This window comes from Streptomyces sp. NBC_00273 (assembly GCF_036178145.1).
GTDB lineage: Bacteria > Actinomycetota > Actinomycetes > Streptomycetales > Streptomycetaceae > Streptomyces.
The window spans coordinates 7,890,361-7,914,011 of sequence record NZ_CP108067.1; the positions used below are offsets into that span (position 1 = coordinate 7,890,361).

Annotated in this window: 26 protein-coding genes; 19 read left to right on the forward strand and 7 right to left on the reverse strand. The window is 66.4% G+C overall.

Annotation, left to right across the window (positions count from 1 at the left end; genetic code table 11):
- The first annotated feature begins 284 nt into the window (after positions 1–284).
- The 5 genes from OG386_RS35310 to OG386_RS35330 are packed head-to-tail and all read left to right on the forward strand — an operon-like array spanning position 285 to position 7,077.
- Positions 285–3,224, forward strand: coding sequence for a PEP-utilizing enzyme (locus OG386_RS35310; RefSeq protein WP_328791428.1), 2,940 nt, complete (start codon positions 285–287; stop codon positions 3,222–3,224).
- A complete protein-coding gene (locus tag OG386_RS35315; protein ID WP_328791429.1) occupies positions 3,221–3,883 on the forward strand; it encodes a gamma-glutamyl-gamma-aminobutyrate hydrolase family protein in 663 nt (220 codons plus the stop codon). The genes OG386_RS35310 and OG386_RS35315 overlap by 4 nt, the downstream gene beginning before the upstream one ends.
- 24 nt (positions 3,884–3,907) lie before the next feature.
- A complete protein-coding gene (locus OG386_RS35320; RefSeq protein ID WP_328791430.1) occupies positions 3,908–4,708 on the forward strand; it encodes a phosphocholine cytidylyltransferase family protein in 801 nt (266 codons plus the stop codon).
- A complete protein-coding gene (locus OG386_RS35325; RefSeq protein ID WP_328791431.1) occupies positions 4,705–6,105 on the forward strand; it encodes a glutamate ligase domain-containing protein in 1,401 nt (466 codons plus the stop codon). The genes OG386_RS35320 and OG386_RS35325 overlap by 4 nt, the downstream gene beginning before the upstream one ends.
- Complete coding sequence (locus OG386_RS35330; protein WP_328791432.1) at positions 6,106–7,077, forward strand: NUDIX hydrolase; 972 nt, start codon at positions 6,106–6,108, stop codon at positions 7,075–7,077.
- A gap of 113 nt (positions 7,078–7,190) precedes the next feature.
- On the opposite strand, the gene OG386_RS35335 is transcribed toward OG386_RS35330, so the two are convergent.
- Complete coding sequence (locus OG386_RS35335) at positions 7,191–7,943, reverse strand: NUDIX hydrolase (protein ID WP_328791433.1); 753 nt, start codon at positions 7,941–7,943, stop codon at positions 7,191–7,193.
- Between the two features lie 472 nt (positions 7,944–8,415).
- Here OG386_RS35335 and OG386_RS35340 point away from each other — a divergent pair, with 472 nt between their 5' ends.
- The 6 genes from OG386_RS35340 to OG386_RS35365 all read left to right on the forward strand — a co-directional run bounded on the left by OG386_RS35340 (position 8,416) and on the right by OG386_RS35365 (position 11,911).
- Complete coding sequence (locus tag OG386_RS35340; RefSeq protein ID WP_328791434.1) at positions 8,416–8,619, forward strand: hypothetical protein; 204 nt, start codon at positions 8,416–8,418, stop codon at positions 8,617–8,619.
- Positions 8,620–8,697: 78 nt separating this feature from the next.
- On the forward strand, positions 8,698–9,027 hold the full coding sequence (locus OG386_RS35345) for an SDR family oxidoreductase (protein WP_328791435.1): 330 nt from the start codon (positions 8,698–8,700) through the stop codon (positions 9,025–9,027).
- A 31-nt stretch (positions 9,028–9,058) separates the two neighbouring features.
- On the forward strand, positions 9,059–9,484 hold the full coding sequence (locus tag OG386_RS35350; RefSeq protein WP_328791436.1) for an NUDIX hydrolase: 426 nt from the start codon (positions 9,059–9,061) through the stop codon (positions 9,482–9,484).
- 845 nt (positions 9,485–10,329) lie between these two features.
- A complete protein-coding gene (locus tag OG386_RS35355) occupies positions 10,330–10,818 on the forward strand; it encodes a hypothetical protein (protein WP_328791437.1) in 489 nt (162 codons plus the stop codon).
- 363 nt (positions 10,819–11,181) lie between these two features.
- Positions 11,182–11,343, forward strand: a complete 162-nt coding sequence (locus OG386_RS35360) for a hypothetical protein (RefSeq protein WP_328791438.1) — start codon at positions 11,182–11,184, stop codon at positions 11,341–11,343.
- 439 nt (positions 11,344–11,782) lie between these two features.
- Positions 11,783–11,911, forward strand: coding sequence for a hypothetical protein (locus OG386_RS35365; RefSeq protein WP_328791439.1), 129 nt, complete (start codon positions 11,783–11,785; stop codon positions 11,909–11,911).
- Here OG386_RS35365 and OG386_RS35370 read toward each other — a convergent pair.
- Entirely contained in the window at positions 11,908–13,194 is a 1,287-nt protein-coding gene (locus tag OG386_RS35370; protein ID WP_328791440.1) for a ParM/StbA family protein, read from the reverse strand. The genes OG386_RS35365 and OG386_RS35370 overlap by 4 nt on opposite strands.
- Before the next feature lie 58 nt (positions 13,195–13,252).
- On the reverse strand, positions 13,253–13,717 hold the full coding sequence (locus tag OG386_RS35375; RefSeq protein WP_328791441.1) for a hypothetical protein: 465 nt from the start codon (positions 13,715–13,717) through the stop codon (positions 13,253–13,255).
- A 2,191-nt stretch (positions 13,718–15,908) separates the two neighbouring features.
- On the opposite strand from OG386_RS35375, the gene OG386_RS35380 reads away from it, so the two are divergent.
- Both OG386_RS35380 and OG386_RS35385 read left to right on the forward strand, forming a co-directional pair.
- Entirely contained in the window at positions 15,909–16,220 is a 312-nt protein-coding gene (locus tag OG386_RS35380; protein WP_328791442.1) for a hypothetical protein, read from the forward strand.
- Between the two features lie 8 nt (positions 16,221–16,228).
- Positions 16,229–16,714 (forward strand): SLOG family protein, encoded by a 486-nt coding sequence (locus OG386_RS35385; RefSeq protein WP_328791443.1) that lies wholly within the window; start codon positions 16,229–16,231, stop codon positions 16,712–16,714.
- 88 nt (positions 16,715–16,802) lie between these two features.
- Here the strand turns inward: OG386_RS35385 and OG386_RS35390 are convergent, their stop codons facing one another.
- Positions 16,803–17,138: a histone-like nucleoid-structuring protein Lsr2 gene (locus OG386_RS35390; RefSeq protein ID WP_266843015.1), complete on the reverse strand. Its 336-nt coding sequence runs from the start codon at positions 17,136–17,138 to the stop codon at positions 16,803–16,805.
- A gap of 210 nt (positions 17,139–17,348) precedes the next feature.
- Here OG386_RS35390 and OG386_RS35395 point away from each other — a divergent pair, with 210 nt between their 5' ends.
- The 4 genes from OG386_RS35395 to OG386_RS35410 all read left to right on the forward strand — a co-directional run bounded on the left by OG386_RS35395 (position 17,349) and on the right by OG386_RS35410 (position 20,466).
- Positions 17,349–18,350, forward strand: a complete 1,002-nt coding sequence (locus OG386_RS35395; RefSeq protein WP_328791444.1) for a DHH family phosphoesterase — start codon at positions 17,349–17,351, stop codon at positions 18,348–18,350.
- Positions 18,351–18,807: 457 nt separating this feature from the next.
- Entirely contained in the window at positions 18,808–19,203 is a 396-nt protein-coding gene (locus tag OG386_RS35400; protein WP_328791446.1) for a hypothetical protein, read from the forward strand.
- Positions 19,204–19,223: 20 nt separating this feature from the next.
- A complete protein-coding gene (locus OG386_RS35405; protein WP_328791447.1) occupies positions 19,224–20,027 on the forward strand; it encodes a CPBP family intramembrane glutamic endopeptidase in 804 nt (267 codons plus the stop codon).
- A 151-nt stretch (positions 20,028–20,178) separates the two neighbouring features.
- Entirely contained in the window at positions 20,179–20,466 is a 288-nt protein-coding gene (locus OG386_RS35410) for a hypothetical protein (protein ID WP_328791448.1), read from the forward strand.
- Positions 20,467–20,953: 487 nt separating this feature from the next.
- Here OG386_RS35410 and OG386_RS35415 read toward each other — a convergent pair whose 3' ends face one another.
- Positions 20,954–21,592, reverse strand: coding sequence for an HAD-IA family hydrolase (locus tag OG386_RS35415; protein WP_328791449.1), 639 nt, complete (start codon positions 21,590–21,592; stop codon positions 20,954–20,956).
- Positions 21,593–21,756: 164 nt separating this feature from the next.
- The gene (locus OG386_RS35420; RefSeq protein ID WP_328791450.1) at positions 21,757–21,942 is read right to left on the reverse strand and encodes a hypothetical protein; all 186 of its coding nucleotides are present in this window, start codon (positions 21,940–21,942) and stop codon (positions 21,757–21,759) included.
- On the opposite strand from OG386_RS35420, the gene OG386_RS35425 reads away from it, so the two are divergent.
- Complete coding sequence (locus tag OG386_RS35425; RefSeq protein WP_328791451.1) at positions 21,931–22,161, forward strand: hypothetical protein; 231 nt, start codon at positions 21,931–21,933, stop codon at positions 22,159–22,161. The two genes, OG386_RS35420 and OG386_RS35425, sit on opposite strands and share 12 nt — an antisense overlap.
- A gap of 259 nt (positions 22,162–22,420) precedes the next feature.
- Here OG386_RS35425 and OG386_RS35430 read toward each other — a convergent pair whose 3' ends face one another.
- Complete coding sequence (locus OG386_RS35430; RefSeq protein ID WP_328791452.1) at positions 22,421–22,741, reverse strand: hypothetical protein; 321 nt, start codon at positions 22,739–22,741, stop codon at positions 22,421–22,423.
- A 208-nt stretch (positions 22,742–22,949) separates the two neighbouring features.
- On the opposite strand from OG386_RS35430, the gene OG386_RS35435 reads away from it, so the two are divergent.
- The gene (locus tag OG386_RS35435; protein ID WP_328791453.1) at positions 22,950–23,420 is read left to right on the forward strand and encodes a LysM peptidoglycan-binding domain-containing protein; all 471 of its coding nucleotides are present in this window, start codon (positions 22,950–22,952) and stop codon (positions 23,418–23,420) included.
- The last annotated feature ends 231 nt before the right edge of the window (positions 23,421–23,651 follow it).

A 23,651-nucleotide genomic window follows, 5' to 3' on the forward strand; every position in this document is an offset into this window, starting at 1 on the left:
GACGAAGTGTTCGATCAGCGCGGCTGGTTCGGATGAGGCGTTGAGAGAGGAAATCATGTGATCGGCGGAGCCGATCCGGGTGGTGGCATGAGAGATAGCTGAATGTCTCAGCCCAATCACCCAGCTGTGCGCGGACGATGTCATCGATCCGGGCGCTGTGTTGTGTGTTGAACCCATCGGGGTTGGCCGTGTTCAGGCCGGATCCCGCACTTGACCCCTTTTCCCTGAACACCCATGTGGTGGGCAGCGCTTTGTGCTGCCCGCACTGTAGGAGGAGAAACCTGATGAATCACGAATCCACGAAGTTGTCGGTCGCTTTCAATGGGGCCGATAACACGGGTAAGACCACGCAGATCGACCTGCTGGCCCGCCGGATCGGTCCGGCTGCGGCGCCCGCCGGCGCCCTGCACGACCACGACTCTTCTGCGAAGGACGCCACTACCGGCTTCCCGCCGGCCAAGCAGGTGGCCGTGATACTTCCCCGACCGGCGAGGACGGCGGGACCGTGGTCCGACAACGACCGTCTCGCCTCGGTCCTGACCGAACTTGTTGGCACCCGTGTCAGGGTCGTCGAACTCCAGGACACGGACACCGATCTCCGGTCGCTGCCGGACCGTACCGCCTTCGCCTCCGTGCTGTGGTGCCAGCTGAGGGCGCTGCCCACCGCCGAGTGCAGCCGTGCCCTCCTTGACGACCAGGGAATCAGGGTGTGGACGGGCGAGGAGGCCGACGAGGGAGCCGCCTACAGCTTCGGACATCTTGCTCTGCGCGCCCACGCCGCCTGCATCGTCAACTGCCCGCCGCGCGCCCAGGCAACCATGATCGAGACTGTCCGACACCTCATCGAGGAGCATCACGTTCCGTTCCACGGACGTGAGCACGGACTGGTGCCCCTGACCGACGGCGACCAGCGGGCACGGCTCCTGCTCGGAGGGAAGGACGTGTCGCTGCGCAGGCTTGCTCCCGTCTTGCCGGAAGTGCATGTCGACCGTGGCCACACGCTCACCTGGACGGCGTGGCAAGACAACCGGGCAGCCGCACTCCGCGATATCCGCCGCGTCTACGGCACCTCGCCCGTGATCGTCCGGAGCTGCGCCGTTGCCGAAGACTCCTGGGAGCGCTCGGCCGCCGGCGAATACGACAGTGTGCCTGTGACCGGTGGCGGTGACACGCTTCTGGCCCAGGCGATCACCAAGGTGTTCGCCTCCTACCCGGCCCCCGACGCCGCCAACAAGGTGCTCGTCCAGCGCTTTCTGCAGCCGGTGCTCGCCGCCGCAGTGGTGACCACCCGCACACTGTCCGGAGCGTCCTACTACGTGGCGGCGCTCGACAGCACCTCAGGGCGCACTGACATGGTCACCAGCGGCACCGGAGACCACGTCGACACCTGGTACGTCCACCGGGACAGCCTGGAGCGTGTTCTGGAGAACCCGTCCGCTCACGGCCTGCCGGACTTCGCCGCCCGCGTTTTGGGGGCAGCGGCCCAGACGGAGGACGCGGCAGGGACGAACCGCCTCGACACCGAACTGGCGATCACCGAAGACGGCGTGCACCTGCTGCAGGTCAGGCCGCTTGCCGCGGGGCGGGGCCGGACGACTGACGACGCCCAGATTACCGCCATCCTGTCGGCAGCCCGGCGGACAGTCGAGGACATGAGCATCTCGGACAACCGTCTGCTCGGAGACCGGCCCGCCCTGTCCTGTATGGCGGACTGGAACCCTGCCGAGATGCTGGGCCGGCGACCTCGCCCGCTCTCCATCTCGCTCTACCGCCACTTCATCACTGATTTGTCATGGGCACGTCAGCGAAAGGAGTACGGGTACCGCGATCTGCGTGGTGTCCCGCTCATGCACACCCTGGCCGGACACCCCTACATCGACGTGCGCGCGTCGTTGGCCTCCTTCCTGCCGGCCGACCTCGGCGAGAAGCAGGCGCGCGAGGTGCTCCAGGCACAGATCGCGCGACTGAGCCAGGACCCGGACTCGCACGACAAGATCGAATTCGAGATCGCGGCCACCTGCTGGACTCCCGACCTGAGCCAGCGCACCTCCTACCTCACACAGTCGGGAGTCGGCCAGACGACCCTCGACAACCTGCACGACCATCTCCTGCGCATCACGCGGACCGGCATCGTCCGGCTGACGGGCGACATGAACGATCTCGCCCAGCTGGGCCTGCCGACGGAGAAGGACACCCACCCCAGTCGCCTCGAGGCCACCCTCGAACGGACGCGCCGCGCGGGCCAGGTCTTCGCTCATCTCGCCCGCGCCGGCTTCGTAGCCGTCGACCTGCTGCGCTCGCTGCGCGAGGCGGGGCAGGCCGACCGCTACGACGACTGGATGCGTGGTCTCGGGACCGTCACCACGCGCATGCAGCGCGACGCCACCGAGGTTGCCGCAGGTCGCCTGAGCTGGGAGACGTTCGTCGACCGGAACCGATGGATCCGGCCCGGCACCTACGACCTCACGGTCCCCAGTTATGGGCAGGACCCGGAAGGCTACCTCCGCCCCCTGCTGGACCAGCCCTACCACGTCGAACCTCTTTGCGGCGCTCCGTGGTCCCCAGAGCTCAGCCACCAGGTCGCCGGCGTACTGGAGCCCCTGGGGATCGATGCGGACGGTGCGGAGGACTTCTTCCGCAAAGCCATAACCGCCCGCGAACACGGCAAGGCCGTCTACGCGGCATGGGTCAGCGCCTCACTGGAAACCATCGCGACGCTGGGTGGAACCGCTGGCCTGAGCCGCGACGACATCACCCACCTCACCATCGCCGACCTCCTGACCACACCCTCGGACACCTGGCCTGCGACCGTACTTCGCCGTCGGGCCATTGGGGCCGCGGAGGCGCAGGTGGAACTGCCCGAGGTCATCACCGACACCGGCGACCTGCACTGCTTCCGCCGGGGATCGGGGCGCACCAACTTCATCGGCACCGGACGCGTGGACGGACGTGTGCACGCTGCTCCCGCACCGGCCAGCCCGCCGGAGTCCGGCAGCATCATCGTCATCGAATCCGCCGACCCCGGCTACGACTGGATCTTCGCTCACCGGCCGGGAGCACTGGTGACCGCATACGGCGGGGCCAACAGCCACATGGCCATCCGGTGCGCAGAACTCGGCATCCCGGCAGCCATCGGAGCCGGCCCCCAGTCCCATGCCGCCTGCGCCGTCGCCGACCGCCTGGTCGTCGACTGCGACGCACGCCGACTGGAAGTGATCCGGTGAAGGGACCTGGATGGATCGCGATCACACAGCGCCACGTCTCCTACCCGCACCGATCCGAAGAAGGTGACTACCTGGACCGCCAGTGGTACGCCCTGGAAGCGGTCAGCAACCGACGCCTCCTGGCCGTACCGAACAATCTCCCCATCGCTCAGCGCACACTGCGGGGCCTGCCCCTGGCGGCTGTGATCCTCACCGGCGGCAACGATCTGCCGTCCGTCCCGGACCCGAACGACGTGGCTCCTGAACGAGACCGCGTCGAAACGTGGCTTCTTGAGCAGGCGGAGGAACTGCGGACACCAGTCATCGGCATCTGCCGTGGTGCTCAATCCATCGCCCACCGCTTCGGTGCCCGGCTCGTGGACGGACAGCACGGCCACTCCGGTACCCGCCACCACGTCCGAAGCACAGGTGACGCCCCCTGGCAGTGGCCCGAGCAGTTCACTGTCGCCTCCCACCACCGCTGGGCCATCCCAGCCGATGGTCTGCCCGAACAACTGCGCCCCCTCGCCCTGGCGGAGGACGACACCGTCGAGGCGTTCGCCCACCGTGACCTGCCCTGGTGGGGACTGATGTGGCACCCCGAGCGAGAGTTTCCCGCAGGTCCCGCCGCTGATGCCCTCACCTTCATCCTCAACCACTCCACGAATCCGTCCCACTGATCCCAGACAAAGGAGCACTCGCAAATGCGCACCATCATCCTCGCGGCTGGCCGCGGTTCACGTCTCGGTCCGCTCACCGACCAGCGCCCCAAATCCCTCGTGCCGCTGGCCGGTATCCCCATGCTGACCCGGCTTCTCAACGCCCTCCGTACCGCGGGGCTGAGTGACATCACCATCGTCACCGGCTACCAGTCGGACCTCATCAACAAGGCTGCTCCCGGCTGCCGGACCCTGCACAGCCCCCGGTGGGCCCACACCAACATGGCCGCCAGCCTCCTGGTGGCCGCAGACGCGGGCCTGCTGGAGGACGGCGCTGTCATCTCCTACAGCGACATCGTTGTAGAGCCTCGCGTCCTGACCACTCTGCTGAGCGCCCCGTCCGCTCCGCTGACCCTGCCGGTTAACACCGCCTGGCTCGAGGTGTGGAGCGAGCGCATGGCGGACCCCCTCGCCGACGCCGAGCGCCTCATCCTCGACGCCAACGGAAGGCTCCTGGACATCGGCGGCGCCCCTCGCGGCCTGCACGAGGTGCACGCGCAGTTCATGGGACTCCTGCGCCTGGACCCGGACGGGGCCCGACAGCTCATCTCCTTCTACCGCGACGCCCTCGGGGCTGAGCCCGCAGCCGAGCGCTGGGACACCACCACCCTTCTCCGCGCCTGGCTGAACGCCGGCGGAACAGCCCACACCGTGCCTGTCCACGGAGGCTGGCTCGAGGTCGACACCCCCGAAGACAAGGACCGCTACGAGCAGCTGCACCGCCTCGGGCGCCTGGCCGCCATCTGCGCACTCGACACCACCGAAAAGGACGGCGACAACCGATGACGAACACCCTCCCCAGCACCAAACTCCCGACGGCCGCGCACTTCAGCGGTCTTGGCGGTAAGGGAATCGCCCCCGCCGCCTCCCTGGCCCTGGCCGCCGGCATGCGAGTGACCGGCGACGACCTGGTGCCCAACCACCGCACCGACATCTTCACCGCCCACGGCGTACCCGTGGCTCTCGGTGCCAATCACGTACCCCATCACGTCGACCTGCTCGTCTCCAGCGCGGCCGTACCCGTGGACACGGCCGCCCCCATCCACCAGATGGCGCGCCTGGAATTCGTCCAGCACCTGTTCTCCGAGCACCGCAAGCGCATCCTGGCCGTCGCCGGATCGCTGGGCAAGTCCACCGCCGCAGCCATGGCTCACCGCATCCTGTCCAGTGTCGCTCCCTCCGCCTACATCGGAGCCGATGTCCCGGGGCTGCTGTGCGGCGGAGAACTCGCGACCGGCGAATGGGCCGTGGTCGAAGCCTGCGAGTACCGCAGTGCCTACAGCGCTCTGACCCCTGAGATCGTGATCGCCCTGAACATGGTGCAGAACCACGAGGACGATCTCGGCGCCGGAACGGCCGGGTTCGAGCGGAGCATGACCAAGTTTCTCACCGAAGGACCCACTCCTCCCGGCCTGATCGTCATGCCCTCCGAGGTGGCAGGCCTGATGTCCCCCCACCTCACCGCTGCCGGAACTGCCGGGCAGATCGAGGTGATCGGAGCCGGCGGTCCGTGGCAGGTTCACGTTCTGCGGCAGGACACCAAGGACTCCACCTTCCGGCTCACCCATGGCGGGCGCGATGCCGGAACATGGACCGTCCCCGCTCCCGGACCGCATCTGATTCCCGGCGCAGCCTGCGGCATCGTCTCCGCGCTGCACCTCGGGCTCCAGACGAGCGACATTGCCGCCGGACTGGCTGACTTCCGTCTGCCGGGACGGCGCATGAGCGTCGTGCACTCGGACGAGCGACTGGTCGTCGTGGACGACAACGCACGTCAGCCGGACCAGGTCCGTGCCCTCATCCAGGCACTCCGCCAGGCCCACCCCGACCGGACCCTCGTCATCGCGGTGGCCCCTTGGGGGCGCCGCAACAAGCGTGACCTGACCGCCTGGCCGGAATCGCTGTCCGGGGCAGACGCGGTATGGGTCCTGCCTGTCGGCGACAACGCGACCCCGGGAGGGGAGGACCCGGACGCTGATGTCCGGCTTACCGAGTTGCTTCGCCGCTCGGGAACCGTCGCACACGCCATCAAGAATGACATGGACCTGCCAATCCCGGGAGGTGGTGCGAAGGGCCTCGTCATCGCCACCGCCGGCTACGACGCCAATGCAGCCGAATTCGCCACGCTGCACCGGCAGGCCATCAACGCCCTCGGCAGTCCCGCACAGGAAGAAGGAGAATAGATGTCCACCCGCCGCCGACCGGCACGCGTCACCGCCCTGCTGGTCACTACGCGCGAAGGGGCCGTCCTGCTCACGCAGGGCGGCCCCCGCCCCGGGGACCTACCCCATACCAGAATTCGGACCCGCGAGAACCCCTACAGCGCAGCACGACGTCTGGCAGCTGGCCTGAACCTCTCCCTCGCAGAGACAACGCTCCTGGCCATCGACGAAGCCGAGGGTTACAACGGACCGCAGACCGTCCATGTCATGTCCGCACGCCTGTCTCCCAGCAGTGCTCCACCCGCAGCCGGACACTGCCTGACCCCAGTGGGTCAGGCAACCGCTGCCATGACGCCCTCTGCCGCGTCACGGCTGAAAGCCGTCTGCCGGGCAACGATCCTCAACACCATGTCGCCGACCCGCCAGGAGCCCCTGAGGCTTGTCGACGGCCGCAACGTTCTCCAACCCGCAACCAAAGCAGAACGAACCCGATCCCGCTTCACCTGGCATCCCCGCCTCACACCGCCCGAAGAGATACCAGTGCAACAGACCTGGGGATGGCTCGTCGATCCACACGGCCGTGTTCTAGTGATGCTCGACCGGCACGGCGTTCCGAGCCTGCCCGGAGGGCGCCCCGAAGCCGGAGAGAGCCCCTTCGAAACCCTGGCCCGCGAGGCAGAGGAAGAAGTGCAAGCAAGGCTGAGCACCCCCTACCCGCTGGGCTATCAGCAAGTGCGAGAGCACGGCCGTCCGCCTTACGCTCAGTTGCGCCTGGGAGCACTCCTGCGGGGCCTCGATTCCGCAGCCCCAGACCGCGACACCGGGGAGAAGTACCAACGAGTACTCATTCCTGCTCGACAGGCGAACCTGCTGCTCGGCTGGGGGCCGGAGGGAGACGCACAAGCACACGCAGTCTCACGGATCTGGCCTCCCCTCACGACACGTCCCGCCCAGTACGTGCCTGAAACCGGCCTGGAGTTCACCGAGGAATGACTGCAAGTGCTGCCTGGTCATCGGACCAGGCAGCACACGCCGCACCATGCACAGAGAGAAAACCGACGGGCCTCCCCTGGGAGGGCGAACCCAGCCCAGACCCTCGACAGGAACTAAGCGGAACCAGAAGAAGCAGAAAACTCAAAATTCCGGCGGACGATCGGCTGCAGGTAGTCCACATGTTCCCCAGTAAGACAGGACAACTCGGCCTCGGAGTCGATCAGCGCGATCCTGTCGAGTTCAGAAGCCCGACCCTGTTCTCGCTCCGAGGACACCAAAGCCGCAAATCGTTGATGCAGGAATTCGGCAGGTAGAGCAGGAGCGCGAAACACAAAACCGACACTACCCCGCGCGCCACGCGTGACAACCCACAAAGACAGGGATTCAGGCAATGTGTCGATGCCGAGCTCCTCCATAAGCTCTCGGGCCGCATGTCGGCGAAGCAGAGCCACATCGAGAGACTCACCCCTAAGAGGGGGCTCCATGGAGCCCCCCGGCAGTTGCCATCGGCCGGGGGTGGACGTTGAAGAAGACATGCGGGCCACCAAAAGACGCCCGTCCTCCGTCGGCTGAGCAGCGCACACGAAAACGGATGAAACGGAGGGAGCGTCGGAAATCTGACGCAGCATACGGTATCTGTATGCCGCCCTTGCCCAGGAGAGAACCAAACTCCCTGGTTCCTTCCACTCTACATTCATGCAAGCTACTGTGGGCCCGTCGAAAAGGTTCGGATTTTCCTGAACCGCTTCAGACCAAGCACGTTCCATAGTCAGGCGGTCTGGCTCAGAAATTGGGTGCCACGCCTTTTCGGCGAAGCGGATGCGACGGACATCGAAAATCTCTACACCAGAGAATGCGTTATTCACTGACCTATGCTCTCACATCGCGTGCGACGTGCGAGCAGATTGGTCCGGATCGAAGGATGACGGTCTCTTTCCAGAATGTCCATGCTGGCCACAGTTACACCTTCAGGAGTCAGGTGTCGGCGTACTCCTCTGAGTGCTCCGCCAAGTACAGATGGAACGCTGAGGGCCGCACGGTGGCCACTGTGGTTCTGACGCATGCTGACGCTGCCAACCTTCTTCAGGGTCTCGCTCATGGCGCTGCCTGAGCCGACCAGCCGAGAAATCCGCGAAGCCGAAGAGGTTGCCATGCGTGCGGATGTGTATCGGACGGCCGTAAGCCTGGTTCAGTCATCCCGGCTACAGGTGGACGCTGAGCCTGAGGACATTCTGAGACTCGCCCGTTACCTTCTGCGCGAGGAAAGCTAAATAGCGACTCTGTCACGGGTCACATACCAATTTCGGTATGTGGCCCGTTGGCGTTAAGGAGAGTTTGATGAGTATTCGGTGGCGGCTTGTCGTCGTGGCATTCCTGATGCCGCTCTTCCTGCTGAGCCTCAGCGGGTGTGACGACCGTAAGTGTCTCGACTACGACACGCAGATTGTGAGCACGCTGACCATAGTGAACGGTAAGTCGGTTCCCGGTACGTCCGTGGTTACCCATTGCGTCCAGTACGAAGAGGTGAAGTCGAAGGGCTGACCCGCATAAACCTAAGCTACCTGCGCTATTAGTGCCGATTCTTATCTGCGGGTTTTCTGTGGGCGGGTTCATCTTGGGTTGGGGCTGAGGGAGTCTTTAACCGGAAGGTTTCCGGGCGGGTCCCTCCCGGGGCAAGAACAGGGGGCCGAGTGCTCGACTGGCGTCGCGGTCGGCGAGTGCGGGATCACCGTCAACTCGGTCCTGCCCGGAGCGATCCAGGTTCCTGCTGAAGAATCCCTCCCGCCCTCCGCCCGGGTGTCCCCCGAGCACCAGATCGCCCGCCAGTGCGTTCCCCGCCGCGGGCGGCCGGATGACGTGGCCGCCGCTGTCGCCTTCGTGGCAAGTCCTTCGGCCGGGTTCATCACCGGTCAGATTCTCCACGTCGATGGCGGCTGGATGATGAACTGATCTCCTCGACAGCAACGCCTGAGGAGACACAGTGAAAGAACGCGTGCGTGCCGTCCTGATCACCCCGGCCCACACCATGCTCATCATCCGCCGCACCGTCCCCGGCCGCGACGTCTACCACGTCCTCGTCGGCGGCGGCATCGAGGACGGCGACCCCACCCCGGAAGCGGCTCTCCACCGTGAGATCCACGAGGAGATTGCCGGGAAGGCTCATATCGTCCGGCTGCTGGGCACTCTCGCCGACACCGAACGCGAAGAGATCCAGCACGTCTATCTCGCCGAGGTCCGCACCTGGGCCTTCGACGACCGTACCGGCAGCGAGTTCACGCGTGTCGATCGCGGCACCTACGAACTCGTCGAGACCCCCCTCACCACGCCGGAGGCCCTGGCCGCCCTCAACCTCCAGCCTCCATCGGTGCTGCCCCTGATCCAGGAGGTCATGTCCGAATGGGCGTGAAGCGGCGCTGGAGATTCGGCTTTCTGGCCGCGAATGCCGTGTGACAGCGCGGAAGACCGTCTGGCCGATCACGAGCTGTGCAAGGGCACGGGGGCGAGCTGGTGTGTTCGGATCTCACGTCCAGGCGGAGCAGCCCGTCACCTTCGAAGGAAGTCGGTCAGCCGTATGGCGGTTGGCCTGACAAACCCACCACAGACTTCTGCACGGAGCGGATCAAGTCCGCAGTGCGCCGGCTGATCCTCGGCGTACGCCAGTGGGCACACCGTGCAGACCGACCACGGAAGGGGTTCGATTCCTGAGCGCTGCAGATGATCCCTGCGGCGTGTCCCTGGAGATCTCTGCAGCTCCAACTTCCCCAGCACCCCGGTGCGCGCTCTGCCTTCGGGCAGGTGCGGCGCCGGGGTGCTGTGTTTTTTCGTGGCTCGCCCTACTCGCCCCGTGAAGGCAGTGAGCACAAGGGATCAGCAGAGCTGATCCGGATCTGACGTTGAAGAACGTCCTTGTCCCGCCAGGAGTCGAGCCATGAACTGCCCGAACTGCGCCAGCGATATGGAGTCGAGCGCCTACGACATCCGCGCTGGCAAGAAGGCCACGCACACGTGCTCCGAGTGCGGATACAGCGAAACACGCTGAGCGGCTGCTTCTCTCCTTCAACTGCGATCTCGGGCGAACCCATGACGGGCTCGCCCGCCGCCAGCTCCCTCCTCATCGGCATCGGCGTCGCCGCCCTGGAGGCCGCACACATCTACGGCGGGCGCTGCGAACTCGACGAACTCGTCTTCTTTCGAAGCCATGCGGGCGGCCCAACCCCCAGCACAAGCACTGACCAAGGAGCACGGACCATCATGAGTTTCCTCAGCCGCATCGGCTGCATCGAGACCGAAGAGCAGGAGCGGACCCGGCTGGCCCAGGCCCCCGAAGGCTCGCTGAACCACTACCTGTCAACTCTGCCCGTGACCATCGACGAGTGGCCCAAGGACCTGCTCGTCGAACTGCCCTGGCAGCAGCCGCGCACTCACCAGGCCTACCGCGTCGTCGTGGTGCCGATCGAGTTCCAGGAGGAGGCTCTGTCTGAGGGTGTCGAGGAGGAGCCGCTGCCGCGCAAGCGCCACTCCGGCGCTTGGATGTGTGCCGTGGTGTTCTCCGACCACCCGGACTACCCGGCCAGCGGCTTCCGCATCGATGTCCCAGCCGCCGAGATCGTCCGAGGCCGGAAGGTCGACCTCGCCACCGTCCTGGCCCCGTTGTCATACGTGTCCGGCGAGACTCTGCACACCCCGGAACCGCCGTGCGGCTCGTGCGAAGACCGCGGCCTCTTCCGCCCTCCGTTCTAACGCCACGGCGCCTGCGGATCCGGGGCCTTTGGCCGGTCCCTCCCGGTTCGAGGCGAGGCACTGACCGCACGCCGGTTTCCGCAATGCACCTGTGCGGTGTACCAGGTCACCGGGTACGCGGAACCGGTTTGGATGGTGCGCGAAGTCGGCGGCGAGCGGCGGCAGGTCGGCACCACAGCACCACCCGTAAGGGCGCGCTCGCGCTGGCGGTCGGCGCGGTTGCCCACGAGCGGGAGAAGGCCGCCGCCGCGCCCGACCGACCGTCGCGGAAATCCGGATGGCGTATCCGCTCGCCGGTGGGGGCGCCACGCTGCGCGAACACGGAAGGACTGCAGATCGCCGCCGGGTGGCACCTGATGCGGTTTGGGTTCGACATACGCGCGCGGCGCGGCCCGGGCGCCGTACACCGGCAGCGCGAGCAGCGAGGCACAGTGGAAGGAGTGGTGGTCGATGCTGCCCGACGGGCACCAGTGGCCACACACGGTGCGCGTCGCCATCACGGCAACCCCTTCGGGCGCCACCTGACCTTCACCAACGACATCGAGGTCCGGATCACCGTTCCACACGAGGCAGACCGGACGCCACGCCTCGAGCGGCTGCGCTGCACGGTCAAGCCCTTTGATGCGTCGAACCCGAGCTACACCGGGGACCCGCACGCCAGGGGGGTGGCCGAAGATCGGGCCCGACCAGGAAGGCACGGTCACATGAAGCCTGAGTGGTCTCTTCTCGAACGGTGGCCAGCAACTGTGTCAGGACCGGATCACGATCCTCGTGCCGGACGGCAGTACCCAGCCGTAGCCGACTGGGGGCTCTCCCCTTCTGCATGATCAGCGGAGCTGATCCGGTCTGGCCTTCGGAAGATCACGTCCATGCCAGGAGTACAGCCGTGAGCCAGGCGCTCCGCTGCAGAGCAGCGCCGGGAGTCTCACTGCCGAGTCCATCACATCTTCCGGGGGAGATCGCCATGCCCGAGCGCACCGAGCACACCCTGCTCTCCATCAAGTACGTCGACGACGCCCTCGCCGAGCAGGGTGTCGCCGCAGTCGAAAGCGCGATCTCTGGCATCAGCCTGAGGATCAGGCCACCTCCTTAACTGTGCTTGCCCGCGGGCTTCGCGGCGACGGCCTGCTGCTCGACGTGCCGTGCCGCGATGTACAGGCCCTCGCGGTTCAGGTGTCGCGAGTAGCTCGAGTCGAGGTAGAGCACGGGCACATCGCCAGCGGCCTTCAGAAGCGCAGGGTGCAGCAGGTGCTTGATAGGACCCGAGCCGCCGCCGTAGACGTAGACGACCTCGGTCGTCGCACCGGCCTGGGAGAGGACGTCGCCGAAGGAGGAGACGATCTCGTCGACCAGGTAGCTGGCCTCGTCCTCGACGAAGCCGGCGGCGCGCTGGTGACGATTCTTCACCAGCACAGACGGCTTCGCGTGGAGGAAGTCCGCCAGCTGCTTGCGTGAGGAGAACTGCAGCGTGGCGTCCGACTCACTCATGCGCTCCATGGCGTTCATCAGCGCGGTGCCGTAGCCCTCGTCGAGCGTGGCTGCCGCCTCGGGGTTGAACCGCCCACCGGTGAAGACCGGGAAGTTCACGGTGCCCTCACCGATGTCGACGCCGATGGTGTTCTGCACCGCCACCAGATCGGAGGCCGTGACCCCTTCCACGACGGAGGCGTCGCGAGTGCGCAGATCATCGAGAAGAGCCTGGGCCAGCGGCTCGCCCTTGTCGGTGATGGCGAACTGAGCGGAGGCACCCTCGGCCATCACCTGAATGTCGACGAACTGCAGGCGCACCGAGACCGGGGTGCTGAAGTTCTTGATCGTCACCAGGTGCACCGCGGGGTCGGAGCTGCCCAGCAGACCGATGAACTCGGCGGCGTAGGCGTGGCGGCGCGCGACGAACTCGGAGATCGGCAGCGCCAGGCCGGCGCGCACGTGCACGCGCAGCTCGTGATCGGGCAGCGCGCCGTTCTCGCGGACGTAGTCGCGCAGGGCCTTCGCGGCGAAGGCACCCAGGACCAGGACCTTGCTCAGCTCCTGATCAGCCTTGGAGTGCTTGCCCAGTACCTCGAACTCGGTGAACTTCGAGCCGCGCACGCTCAGCGCTGCCCGGCCGAAGATTCGGCGGTCCGACGCCGCTACCAGGGTTGTGGTGAGCGAGCAGTCGAGCTGGTTGTAGAAGTCGCCGGCCATCACGGAGGCCGCATCCGCGTCGGGGAGCGGCACCTTCGGCGAGGTGCGGGAAGTCGAGACGACTGCGCTGGGCAGATCGATCTCGTCGAAGATCTCCCGCTTCGTATTCTGGATGACGCCCTTGACGTAGCCGTTGCCGACGTCGATGCCGCCGGTGAGGGTGATGATGTCGTTGCTGTTGGCGCTCATGAATCCGGTCCCTCGGTGTCTGTGTTGTCTGCCTGGAAAATGAAATTCACCGCGTCACTCAGCGCCGAGTACTCGCCATGATTTCGTCAATGGAGGCCAGCTTCGGCGGCTCCGGGGTTGGGCCGGGGGCACTTACCGCAGGATCCTCGACCGTCTCAACAGGTGTCGGAACCGGCTCGGGTCGGACTACCGGCGCTGGTGCTGTCTTCTCGACGACGGCGTCGGCCTGGTCGGCGACCACGGGCTGTGGCCGGCGAGGAATGGCGGCCGGACGGCGCTCGGTGACCGCCTCGTCGTCCTCGCGCTGCTCGGTGCTCTCCAGCGGCGGCCGGCCGCGACGCGGCAGCTGCTCGACGGGCTTGTAGTAGACGTCGACGTATCCGTCGCGCTGAATGGACTCCCGAATGAGCAGTCGCAGCGACTGCGAGATGTTCTCCTGCTGATCGAGCCACTCGATCACCGAGGTGTCGGCAGCGGGCACGGTCCAGCGGATCTTGCGAGGTTCACTCGGCTGATTCGCCATTGCACTCACCTCGCCCTTCCGCTCGCTCCTGCACTCCATCCAGTCGTTCGCCGGATGTCTCTCGCTCTGTCACATGGACTCGCCACCCTTCATGCTTTCCTTCGGATTCGAATCGCTATGGGCTCACTCTAGTGTCCCTATTGAGGCCCATGCAAGTCTCATTCGATACACGAGTCGGACGCCATTAATGTCCCCGGTCGTCTCTGGCGGGGACGCCTGCGAGACGCTGCAGTGCCCCTGCCGCAGACGACTGGGCGCAAGCCGACGGCGCCATGCGCCTATGAGTCCCACATGCAACGCAACAAGGGCTCCCACGGGACACCTGCGAGACACCTGACGTCAGGGCGTGGTCTCGGGGAAGCCGAACGGAGGTACGCGTAAGCTCCCACTGGTGTCCCGACCGTGCCTCCTCAGAGACACCACCCGGCTCCCCGACGCAGACGCGTCCTCCGAGGGCACTGCATACGACACCGGGGCGGCACTGTTGGAGCGCGCACGAGACACTGTGCGGACACGCGCGGGACTCTGAAAGACCCAGCAGCATCAGTCGGTGTCTTATACGTGTCCCAGTCGCGGCCCCTGCGTGTTCCGATGGGTCACCGCAGAGACGCGAGGGGAGTGCTGTTTCACGGGGCCGCGAGGCCTGACCGCCCCCTTGTCAAAGCCATCCGGCGGGTACGTTGAGACAGTCAGGGACCGCTGGCGGAGCGTGGCCAGCACAGCTGTCAGCGAGACACCGACACAGCGCTGGCGCGGCGGTCGGCACGGCGGCGTCATCGAGCCGACACGGTCGCGCAGAGTGAGAAGGGTCGACGGGGGGAGTAGGCCCCACACCCAGCGAGCATGCGAGGAGCGACGTGCTTGCGCAGCACGGGCCGTGGGGTGGAAGGGGCTCGGAGGCATTGCTGCGGAGGCGCCCCCTGGAGGAAGACGACAACGCTCCGATACCCCTCGAGCTGCTCGCTGTGCCCGATGGGCGGATGGTCGCCGCAGCCGGGGCTCTCTTCTTCTGATGCATCCACGAGAGACCGCCCCGGGCTCGCCGCGCAAGCGCGAAACGAAACACGGCCCCGGGCCGGATCGTGTGTCGACGAGGTAGTGCCGAACGCCCGCCTCCGGCGCGGTGCGTCACGTGCTGGCACGCCGCCGCGGCACTACCGGAGCAACGGCCAGAGCACGGCGAATCCAGGTCGGTGCAACCAGCAACACGATGGTGCGAGGCCGGCTACGCCGTCAGCGGCGAGCGATGAAGCAGAGCGTTATCCACAGCCGAAGCGACGGCGTCGCGCGAGGACGGATCCGCTGCTAGGCGAGGGCTGTGCCGCCTGCGGCAGCACGGTGGCGAACCGGAGCTGTGCGCCGTCGGGAGCAGACCCGTACCCCACCTCGTTCGTGCCTCACGAGGACGGATCGGCACGGGGGTACGGCCGTATCCGGAACGACGAAACAGCGGTACGGCCAGAAGGTGTGATGACCAGGCGAAACAGCCAGACCCGTACTCCCGCCGCACGAAAGGGGGGAGGGGTACGAGTCGAGAGGGTACGGACCGTTTCCCCTGATGTTCCAGGCTTCCGCTCATGCTCCAGTCGTGGAACAGCGGGGACGGCGACAAGGAAGTGAAGGGCATAAGGGAAACTGATAACGCGTGCCCTGCGGACCCTCGCTCCGCTCGGCCTCTTTACTGCGCTCCGATGACGTGTCAGGCATAGCCCGACGGGTTTCCACCGGGCGCTGAGCTCGCCGGTCCCTCGGTCGCCGGCGCTCCCTCTGGCCATGCCCAGCCCTGCGCTCGAGAGGCGAACCCCAACGCTGCCCCGCCGCAGTTGTCCACAGACGTGCGGACCAGCGAGCGGACAGGGGTGAAGGGTGCAGCAGCGGATAGGCGGGCGGGCAGCGCCTGGCTCAGGCGAGAAGTGACGCTCCGCGCGGTGGCTCGCAGTGCGATCCGGCCAGGGGTGGATCACTCAAGCGGGATCTTCCGGGTCGTCAGCCAGCAGGGCTGGCACGGGAGCTGGGCTGAACATCGAGATCGCACGGACCCCACCGGGGTCCGCACTCGATGGTCGCTACCCCACCCGAGTCCACGCAGAGGCACGACAACGACGCAGTCCCAGCCTGAACTCGTCCTGCGATAAAGGAGCCTGCTGCGTGCCGAAGTTGTAGCAGTCGGACAGCGAAGCCGTCGCCGAGGATGCGCTCCGGCGAAGTCGGGGACGTCGATAACGTCGACTTCACCGACGACGAGAACAGCGCGGTCGTCACCGTGAACATCCCCCGCAGCGGTGACGGGATGTACATCGCCCACCTCATGCCGGTGTGTAGTGACGATCAGATCCGGGTCGAGCTCCATCGGGAGAAGGGCCTGGCCGTGATCGGGTCCAGTACCGGCCGGCCGGAATGGGGCAGCGGCATGCAGGCCGCCGCGCCTGCCCAACGTCATGACCACGGCTCTCGATTCCAGCTGTGGAGACCACCGAGTCATAAGGAGAGGAGACTCGAATGATTGCTGAAATGATTCCAGAGTCGTCCTCGAGCGTCGTCCTCGTCACCGGTTCCCGCAGCTGGAACGACGCGAAGAGCATGCGTGCGACGTTCGGCGACGCCTGGCGCGGCTGGGGGCCCGAGAACGCCACCCGGCCGGTGCTTCTTTCGGGGCACTGTCCCAAGGGGGCCGACGCCATGGCTGAACTGATGTGGCGGGAAGCAGGCTCCGAGATCACCGCCCTTCCCGCCGATTGGTCGGCCCACAGGGGAGCAGCCGGCTTCCAGCGGAACCAGGAGATGGTCGGCGCCGCCCAGGTCTTCCGCGAGGCCGGGGCTCAGGTGCTGTGCACGGCCTTCCTCAACCTCTGCCGGCAGCCCGGATGCCCGAAGCGAAGCCAGGAGCAGCTCCTCATGCCGGATGCATCGGGGCACTTCTCGCACGGCGCCATCCACTGCAGGGCTCGAGCGCGAGCTGCGGGGATCAAGACGACCAACGTGATCCATCCGGTCTGAAGACGCGCGAAGGGCCCTGCAGTGTGCTGCAGGGCCCTTCGGGGGTGAACGAGAGGAGTCGGCCAGGAGGCGAACATCAGGCTCGGCGCTAGTTGCTCCGATCGATGCCGTGAGCCTCGTCGTAGGCCTTCATGACCTTCTTCGGGATGCGCCCCCGATCCGCGAACTCGTGGCCCTTCTCCTTGGCCCACTCGCGGATCTTGTCTCGCTCCTCGGCAGTCGTCTCAGGTACGACTCGCTTCTTGGGTGCAGGCTTCCCGGCTTTCCGGCTGACCTCCATGTACGACTTCAGCGCAGCCTCAAGGCTCTTCTTCTCCTCAGCTGTGAGATCGACTTCGTACCAGGTGTCTCCCAGGCCGAAGGTCACGGTAGCCGCATCCGGCTTACCACTGAGATCTGACTCGACAATGCTTCGAATAGCCATACTGGCGAGAGTAGCTGATGCGCAAGGACTTTGGAAAGCCTGTCGCAATCATTCGACATAAGTGTGCCATTTGGGGCCCGAATGAGGCTCAAAGATGCTGGTGAATTGGCAGAAGAAGTGACTGTTACTGCTAGAATCGCAGTAACGTTGAAAGGCGTCTCATGCCCCGTTCTCCACCGACCAGCGACCCCGATCGAGAGGGCCTCCACGATGTCCACGCTTCATGCCGTCGACGACCACTCGCTCGCCGACGAGGACATCGACCTCTTCATGCTGCTGTGCCAACGCAGAGGATGGTCGGATCAGCACCTGAAGGAGATCGAGTCCACCGAGCACGACGAACTCCTGGACCTGGCCGAGATGGTCGAAGCCCTTCATGACTCCCGGAGCGCGGGCAAGAAGATCAGCATCGCCCCCGACTTCTACATGGACGGCATCTCCTCTGGCGTCCTCGGCCACGCAGGCCTGTCCGAGCTTGGCTTCGACGTCGAGCTGCACCTGCCCGACTACCGCCGCGGCCGCGAGCTCGCGCCCGAGGGCGTCGCCGAGATCCATGCGAAGCGGCCTGATACCCGGGTTCTGCTCACCTGCGACGGCGGAGCGAACTCCCACCGCGGTATCGCCGCCGCGCGTGCCCTGGGCTGGACGACGTTGGTGACCGACCACCACGAGGAGCTCGCGCCGGGCTCGACCGCGGACATCACTGTCGACCCGTGCCGGATCGACGAGACCTACGCCCACACCGGGATCTGCGGTGCCCACGACCTCTACCGGGTGATCGAGGCGTACACCCGCGTGCACCGGCCCGAGAAGCTCTGGGAGATCCGCCTGCTGCGTCTGTTCGCCGGCCTCGGCACTGTCGCCGACGTCATGCCCGTGCCGTACGAGAACCGCCAGCTGGTGCGCGATGCGATCTCGATTGCCCGCCTGCTGCGCGTCGCCGCGCCGAAGACCATCCCCAATCCCAGGGGTGGGTTCGACGCCGACCCCGATGCCATCGACATCGACATCGACATCGAGCAGTCGATGCTGATGCAGCTGCTGCGCACCGAGCCGCATCACCCGGTCTTCCTCCGGGCCTTCGAGGGCTTCGCGATCGTGCTCAAGGCCTTCGCCCAGGCCGGCGAGATCGCCGGGGACCAGCCTCTGGCCCCGTGGGTGTACCTCTTGGACGCCCCCCGGGCACGTACGGGCTGCTGGCCAACCGGATGATGGGGATCAACGGCCACCCGGTCGTCGTCGTCAACCGGCCTGCCGGCCCCGACGATTTCGTCAGCGGTTCCGGCCGCGCGCCGAGGTGGTTCGACATCATCACCAGCCTGGAGCAGCACGACGGTCTCAGCGCCATCGGACACCAGCAGGCCTGCGGCGTTCGCGTCGCGAAGGCCGAGAAGCTGGGCGACCTAGGTCGTCTCTTTCGGATCTTGTCGGCCGGGCCCGCGGCGTCCGGTGCCGTACATGGCAAGGCGGAGGGGTGCAGCGTGTACTGGACGCACTCGGGCGCCCCGACAACCTGGGGGTCTCCCCGGACGGAGCCTGGGGGATCAGGTGCGGTGCCGGGCGTCGCGGGTCCGGCAAGATCCGGAAGAGACGGCCAGGCCGCCGTGCTGCAGGAGACCACGCAGGTTGCCCTGCTCGCCGTCAGCACCGATGGCCCAAAGGCGATCTCGTGCTCGGCCCGGACGCCGACTGTGACGCCCGCCTTGAAGATCTGCAGCCGCTGTTCGAGCTGGTGCGCCGGACCGAGGGCCTCAAGCACTTCGGGTACGGCTTCACCACGCCGGTCGTCGAGATCGCGATCGAGCCCCTGGGCCTGCGCGCGGACCGGATCGGATCCGAATCGCACTACCTGCGCCTGGTCACCCGGTCCGGCCTGTCCTGCCTGGCCTGCCTGTGGTGGAACGTCGCTGAGGAGAAGTTCGACGTGATCCAGAGCTTCGTGCAGCGCGCCAGCCGTACCCAGCTCGGGACGCTGCGCTTCACGGCGACGTTGCAGCTGAACACCTTCCGCGGCTACACCCGCGTCCAGGCCGTCATCAACGAACAGATCACCACGGCTGCTTGAGCCCCGTAGAGGAGAAGACCATGACGACGCCACCGACCACTTCGCGTCTGCTCGGCATCGGGTGGTGCGCCCTCGTGCCGTTCGCCGTCGTCGCTGCCTACCTCGGTCTGGGCACCGTCGCAGTCCGCCTCATCGGCGAGCCGATCGTCGCGACCTCCGTCCTGGGCATGCTTGTTGTCGTCCTGGTCGGCTCGGTGAGGATCCAGCGGCCCCAGTGGCTCGCGCATGCGCCGGCCCCGCGGCCGAGGACGGAAATTCCGCGCTTCGGGTGGACCGCCGTCGGCTGCGCGGTTCTGGCATTCCTCGCCGGGCAGTCGCTGGCCTTGTGGATCTACGCCGCGACCGGGTCCACAGGCTTCGACGCGTCGAACCAGACGAGGCACGCGGCTGGAGTGCTGGCGACCCTGCTGCTCGCCATGGTCGCGGCTCCTGCGGGAGAGGAGGCACTGTTCCGAGGGCTGGTCTACCCATTGCTGCGCAAGCGGGTGAGCATCCTCGCTTCCACGCTGGTCACCGCCGTGGTGTTCGGCCTGCTGCACGGCAACGCCGTACAGTTCGCCTCGACCCTGCCATTGGCGGTGCTCCTGGCCCTGATCTACGAACACACGCGCGTTCTGTGGCCCTGCGTGCTCCTGCACCTGGGCTTCAACCTCGCTGCCGCCCTTGTCCCAGCACAAGCGCTCTTCGCTCTGGCGAACCCCGTCTCCGCAGTGCTCCTGTACCTGGCTTTCGCTGGTTGTGCCTTCGGGCTCTACCGGCGGGTCGCCGGCTTGACCGCGCCAGGCGCAGTCCAGGCCCCGGGAGGCGAGTCCGCGATGCAGTGAGCGAGGTACTCGGCCTCTTCTGGAAAACGATGGTGCCCTCCGCACTGGACCTGACGGCCTGCCAGCCACCGGTCCCGCGTACGGAGGGCATGTTCGTGATGACTGGGGCGATCCGGCCACCGGGCGTGTGGCTGAAGGTAACTATTCAGTGATGCTCATCAGGAGGGGAGAGGATCTCATCATGGCTGTCGTCGGCACCTGCACGTACGACTCGCGAGGAAAGCTCGTCCATCCCGAGACGCTCGACATCAGTCGTGCGAAGATCCGTCCGGACCTCGACACCGGTGAGAAGCCCACCTTCGATCGCGGTCACACGCACGTTCTCGTCGTCTCTCCTGCGAGATCCTCTACGTCGTCGAAGCAGACGAGCGATCCCGTAGCCGCAGTCCCGAGACCCCCGTGCGGGATAGGAGCGAGGCTGAAGCGCAGTCGCCCCTGAATCGCGTCATCTGAGCCCCGCGCTCGTCAGAGCACGCAAAGAGGCCGGAGAGGCGAGAGCCTCAGGGCATTGAGGATGTTCCTGCGGCTCCACTCCCGATGGGGCTCGGCCTCGCCGCCTGTGAGCCGCACGGCGGCTCGGTGCGGAAGTCCGCTTCACCTTGGTCGCCAGGGGGCGCGTCGAGCTGCCGGCGGTACCACAAGACGTGGTACGCACCTGAAAGCCGCGCCTGACCTGGGCAAACACTTGTACCGCGAGGCTCTTTCCTGCGTCAGGTGTACCCCGTGGAAGCGCCGACGTGGTACGACGTTTTGTCTGGTCGGCCCTCGCTTCCCGTCGATGTACCACGAGGACCACGTCTTTTTGACCGTTTACATAGGGGACGCATTCGGGAGTCGCCAGCCAGATTTGGTTGGACGAAGACCTTCGCCGGTGCCCGTCTCCGTGGGCCCAGCGCCGACCAGGCTGAAGACCGGCCAGGCCGACGTCATCCGAGCGGAACCCACTCCGGGGCCAAGGGCCGGGCCTTCAGATGAGCCGCGATGCGCGTGATGGTCCGGGCGTTGTCCTCGAACAGATGCGCCTGCATGCCCGCCGCCTGGGCGGCCGCAACGTTGACTGCGACATCGTCGATGAACAGGCAGGTTTCCGGCCGCACGTCCAAACTGGCGTAGGCGGCCTCGAAGGCCCGCAGGTCAGGCTTCTCGATGCCGATCTCGTGCGAGTAGACGATCTGCTCAACCAGTTCGTCGAAGTGGTACAGCGTCGTCTCCCGCTCCCGGGCGCCCACGAAGCTGTTGCTCAGGATGCCCAGCCGGCAGACTCCGCGCAGCCCTTGCACATAGTCGATGAGCTCCTCGTTCGGAGTACCCAGATACTCCTCCCAGAGATCAGCCATGAAGGCTTCAACCTGGGGGGCGTCGAGACCCAAACGGGCGGCCACCTGCTCGTGCACCTCTCGCTCGCTGATGCTCCCAACGCTCCCAGCCCGCCACACGTCGTGCATTCGCTCGTGGACAGTGCCCATCGGTAGCTTCAGCCGAGCTTCCCACCGTTGTGCCCATCCCGTTTCCGGCGTGATCTCCAGCACGCCGCCGATGTCGAGAATGACGCAGGTCGCGGTCACGCGAGCTCCCCCTCTTCGTCCTCGTCTTGTCAGCGAGCACAGACCGCCCGCTCATGTGATCGACTCAGACACTGTCGCCTCTCGCTCTGGGGCAAGATCAAGCGATCTTTGAAGCTGTGACAGCCCTGTCGCAAGACGCAGATCCTGGGGAGCCATCCTGGGCGTCACTGGAGGAGGAACATCTTGCGGAGTAGTTCGAATCCGGCTTGGCCGTAGAGCTGCCGCTTGATCTTCTTGATGCGGTTGACGGCGCCCTCGATGCTGCCGGAGCTCCAGACGAGTGTGAGCCCCGCGACGTGCCCGCCACTCCGTACGTCACCCGCCTCCTTGCAGGCGCCGTGATCGGCCACCTGCCGGTCGCAATGGCCCCGCTGGCGATCCTGATCGCGGCCCGGGCCGACGGCGGAACACTGAGCCCGGCCGGAGCCCTCGCCGCCGTGCATGGTCTCGCGGCTGCAATCGGCCACCCCCTGTGGGGACGCCTGCTGGACCGGCGCGGCCACTACCCCGCCATCGGTCTGACCGCCCTGACCTCCGCCGCCGCCTTTACCGGTCTCGCCTTCCACTAACCGGTCCAGCACCCCGACCTCGCCGCGGCCATCGCCGCGGTCGCCGGCGTGTGCACCCCGCCGCTGGAGGCCGCGCTGCGCGTCCTTCACCTCGGTCGCCACCGGGACAGCGGCGGGAGGGGCAGGGGCGGCCTGAACGGAGCGCGGCGTGCCGTTGAGCACGATGCCACGCGCAGCCAGCTCAGCCTGATCGATGTCGCCGGCATTGTAGTAGCGCGGCTACTCGTGAACGATCACCTGCTTGAGGGCCGGACCGCGGTTATTGAAGGACGAGCGTGACGTCGAGGCCATGCACGAGCTCCCGGCCGGACTCGTCCTGGTCGTAGGTGCCGTCGCCGTTCAAAGAAGGGACCGCGATGACCGGCAGGGTGGTGCCCTTCGAGTCGATGGAGTAGATGGGTCCGGTTTCGGGCCGCTTCGGGGAGCCGTAGCGGCGCTCGGAAACGAACTGCCCCTCGAGGGTGGGGTTGTTCGGATCGGCGAACTGGACCTCGGCGTGAATGATCGTCGTTGGCCATGGTGGTGCGCTTCCTTCGTTCGGCCTGGCGGTCGATGGTTCTGGGATCCATTGGCGACCCATCGGACAGGATTCCGACCGCCATTCAATCCCTTATCGTATCGACTTGGATTCGACTATGAGTAGAATGTCAATGTCGGACAGGATGACTCTGCATGCTATTCATAGAGGAGTTGAGGCAGGGATGGCGGCTACGATTCAGGAGCCAGCGGGGACGGCGTCGAAGCCGACGGCACGGACGAGGGCAACTGCCGGGAGTCACGCCGGCCCGATGGGCTTCGGCAAAGGGCCGCTCATCGCGGCCAGCGTCATGGCGGGCGGAGCAGCGCTCTTCGCCGGCTGGGGCCTGACGCAGCTCGCGACTTCCGACGGCGGCTTCACCCAGGCACTGCAGGGCAATCACGCCCCGGCCGAGGTACCGGGGAACCCCAACGAGAAGGACGCCGGAGGCGGCAGCGCCCAGCAGCCGAGCGAGGGCGGCACGGCGAAGCAGGACGAGAGCGGGGCGAGTCCGGCTCCGACGCCCGGTCGCGGCGACGAGGGCGAGGACGAGCCCAACGGATCGGGAGCACCGGCCGAGCCCGCGCCGAAGACGAAGCCGTACACCATCGAGCCGGGCGATACGCTCGCCGCGATCTCGGGGACGACGGGGGTTCCGATCGGCATTCTGATCGAGATAAGCAAGGTCCAGAATCAGGATCTCATCTACGCGGGGGCCTCGCTGCTCATCCCGCCGGTGTGACGACGCGACAGGGCAACACCGTCACGTACCGAGCTTGAATCGACGCCCTGACGCCACGAGGCCGTCAGGGCGTCGTGTCCTCAGGCGGAGAACTCTGCTGACCGGCGGCCTGCAGGTCCATCAGTCGCGTGCGCAGCCGGCGCAGCTTCTCGATCTCGTCGTCCATGGACGGGATGCCGTTCTGCTCAGCGGTTCGCTCACGGGTTCCGCCCCTAGAAGGCGACTGCGTCG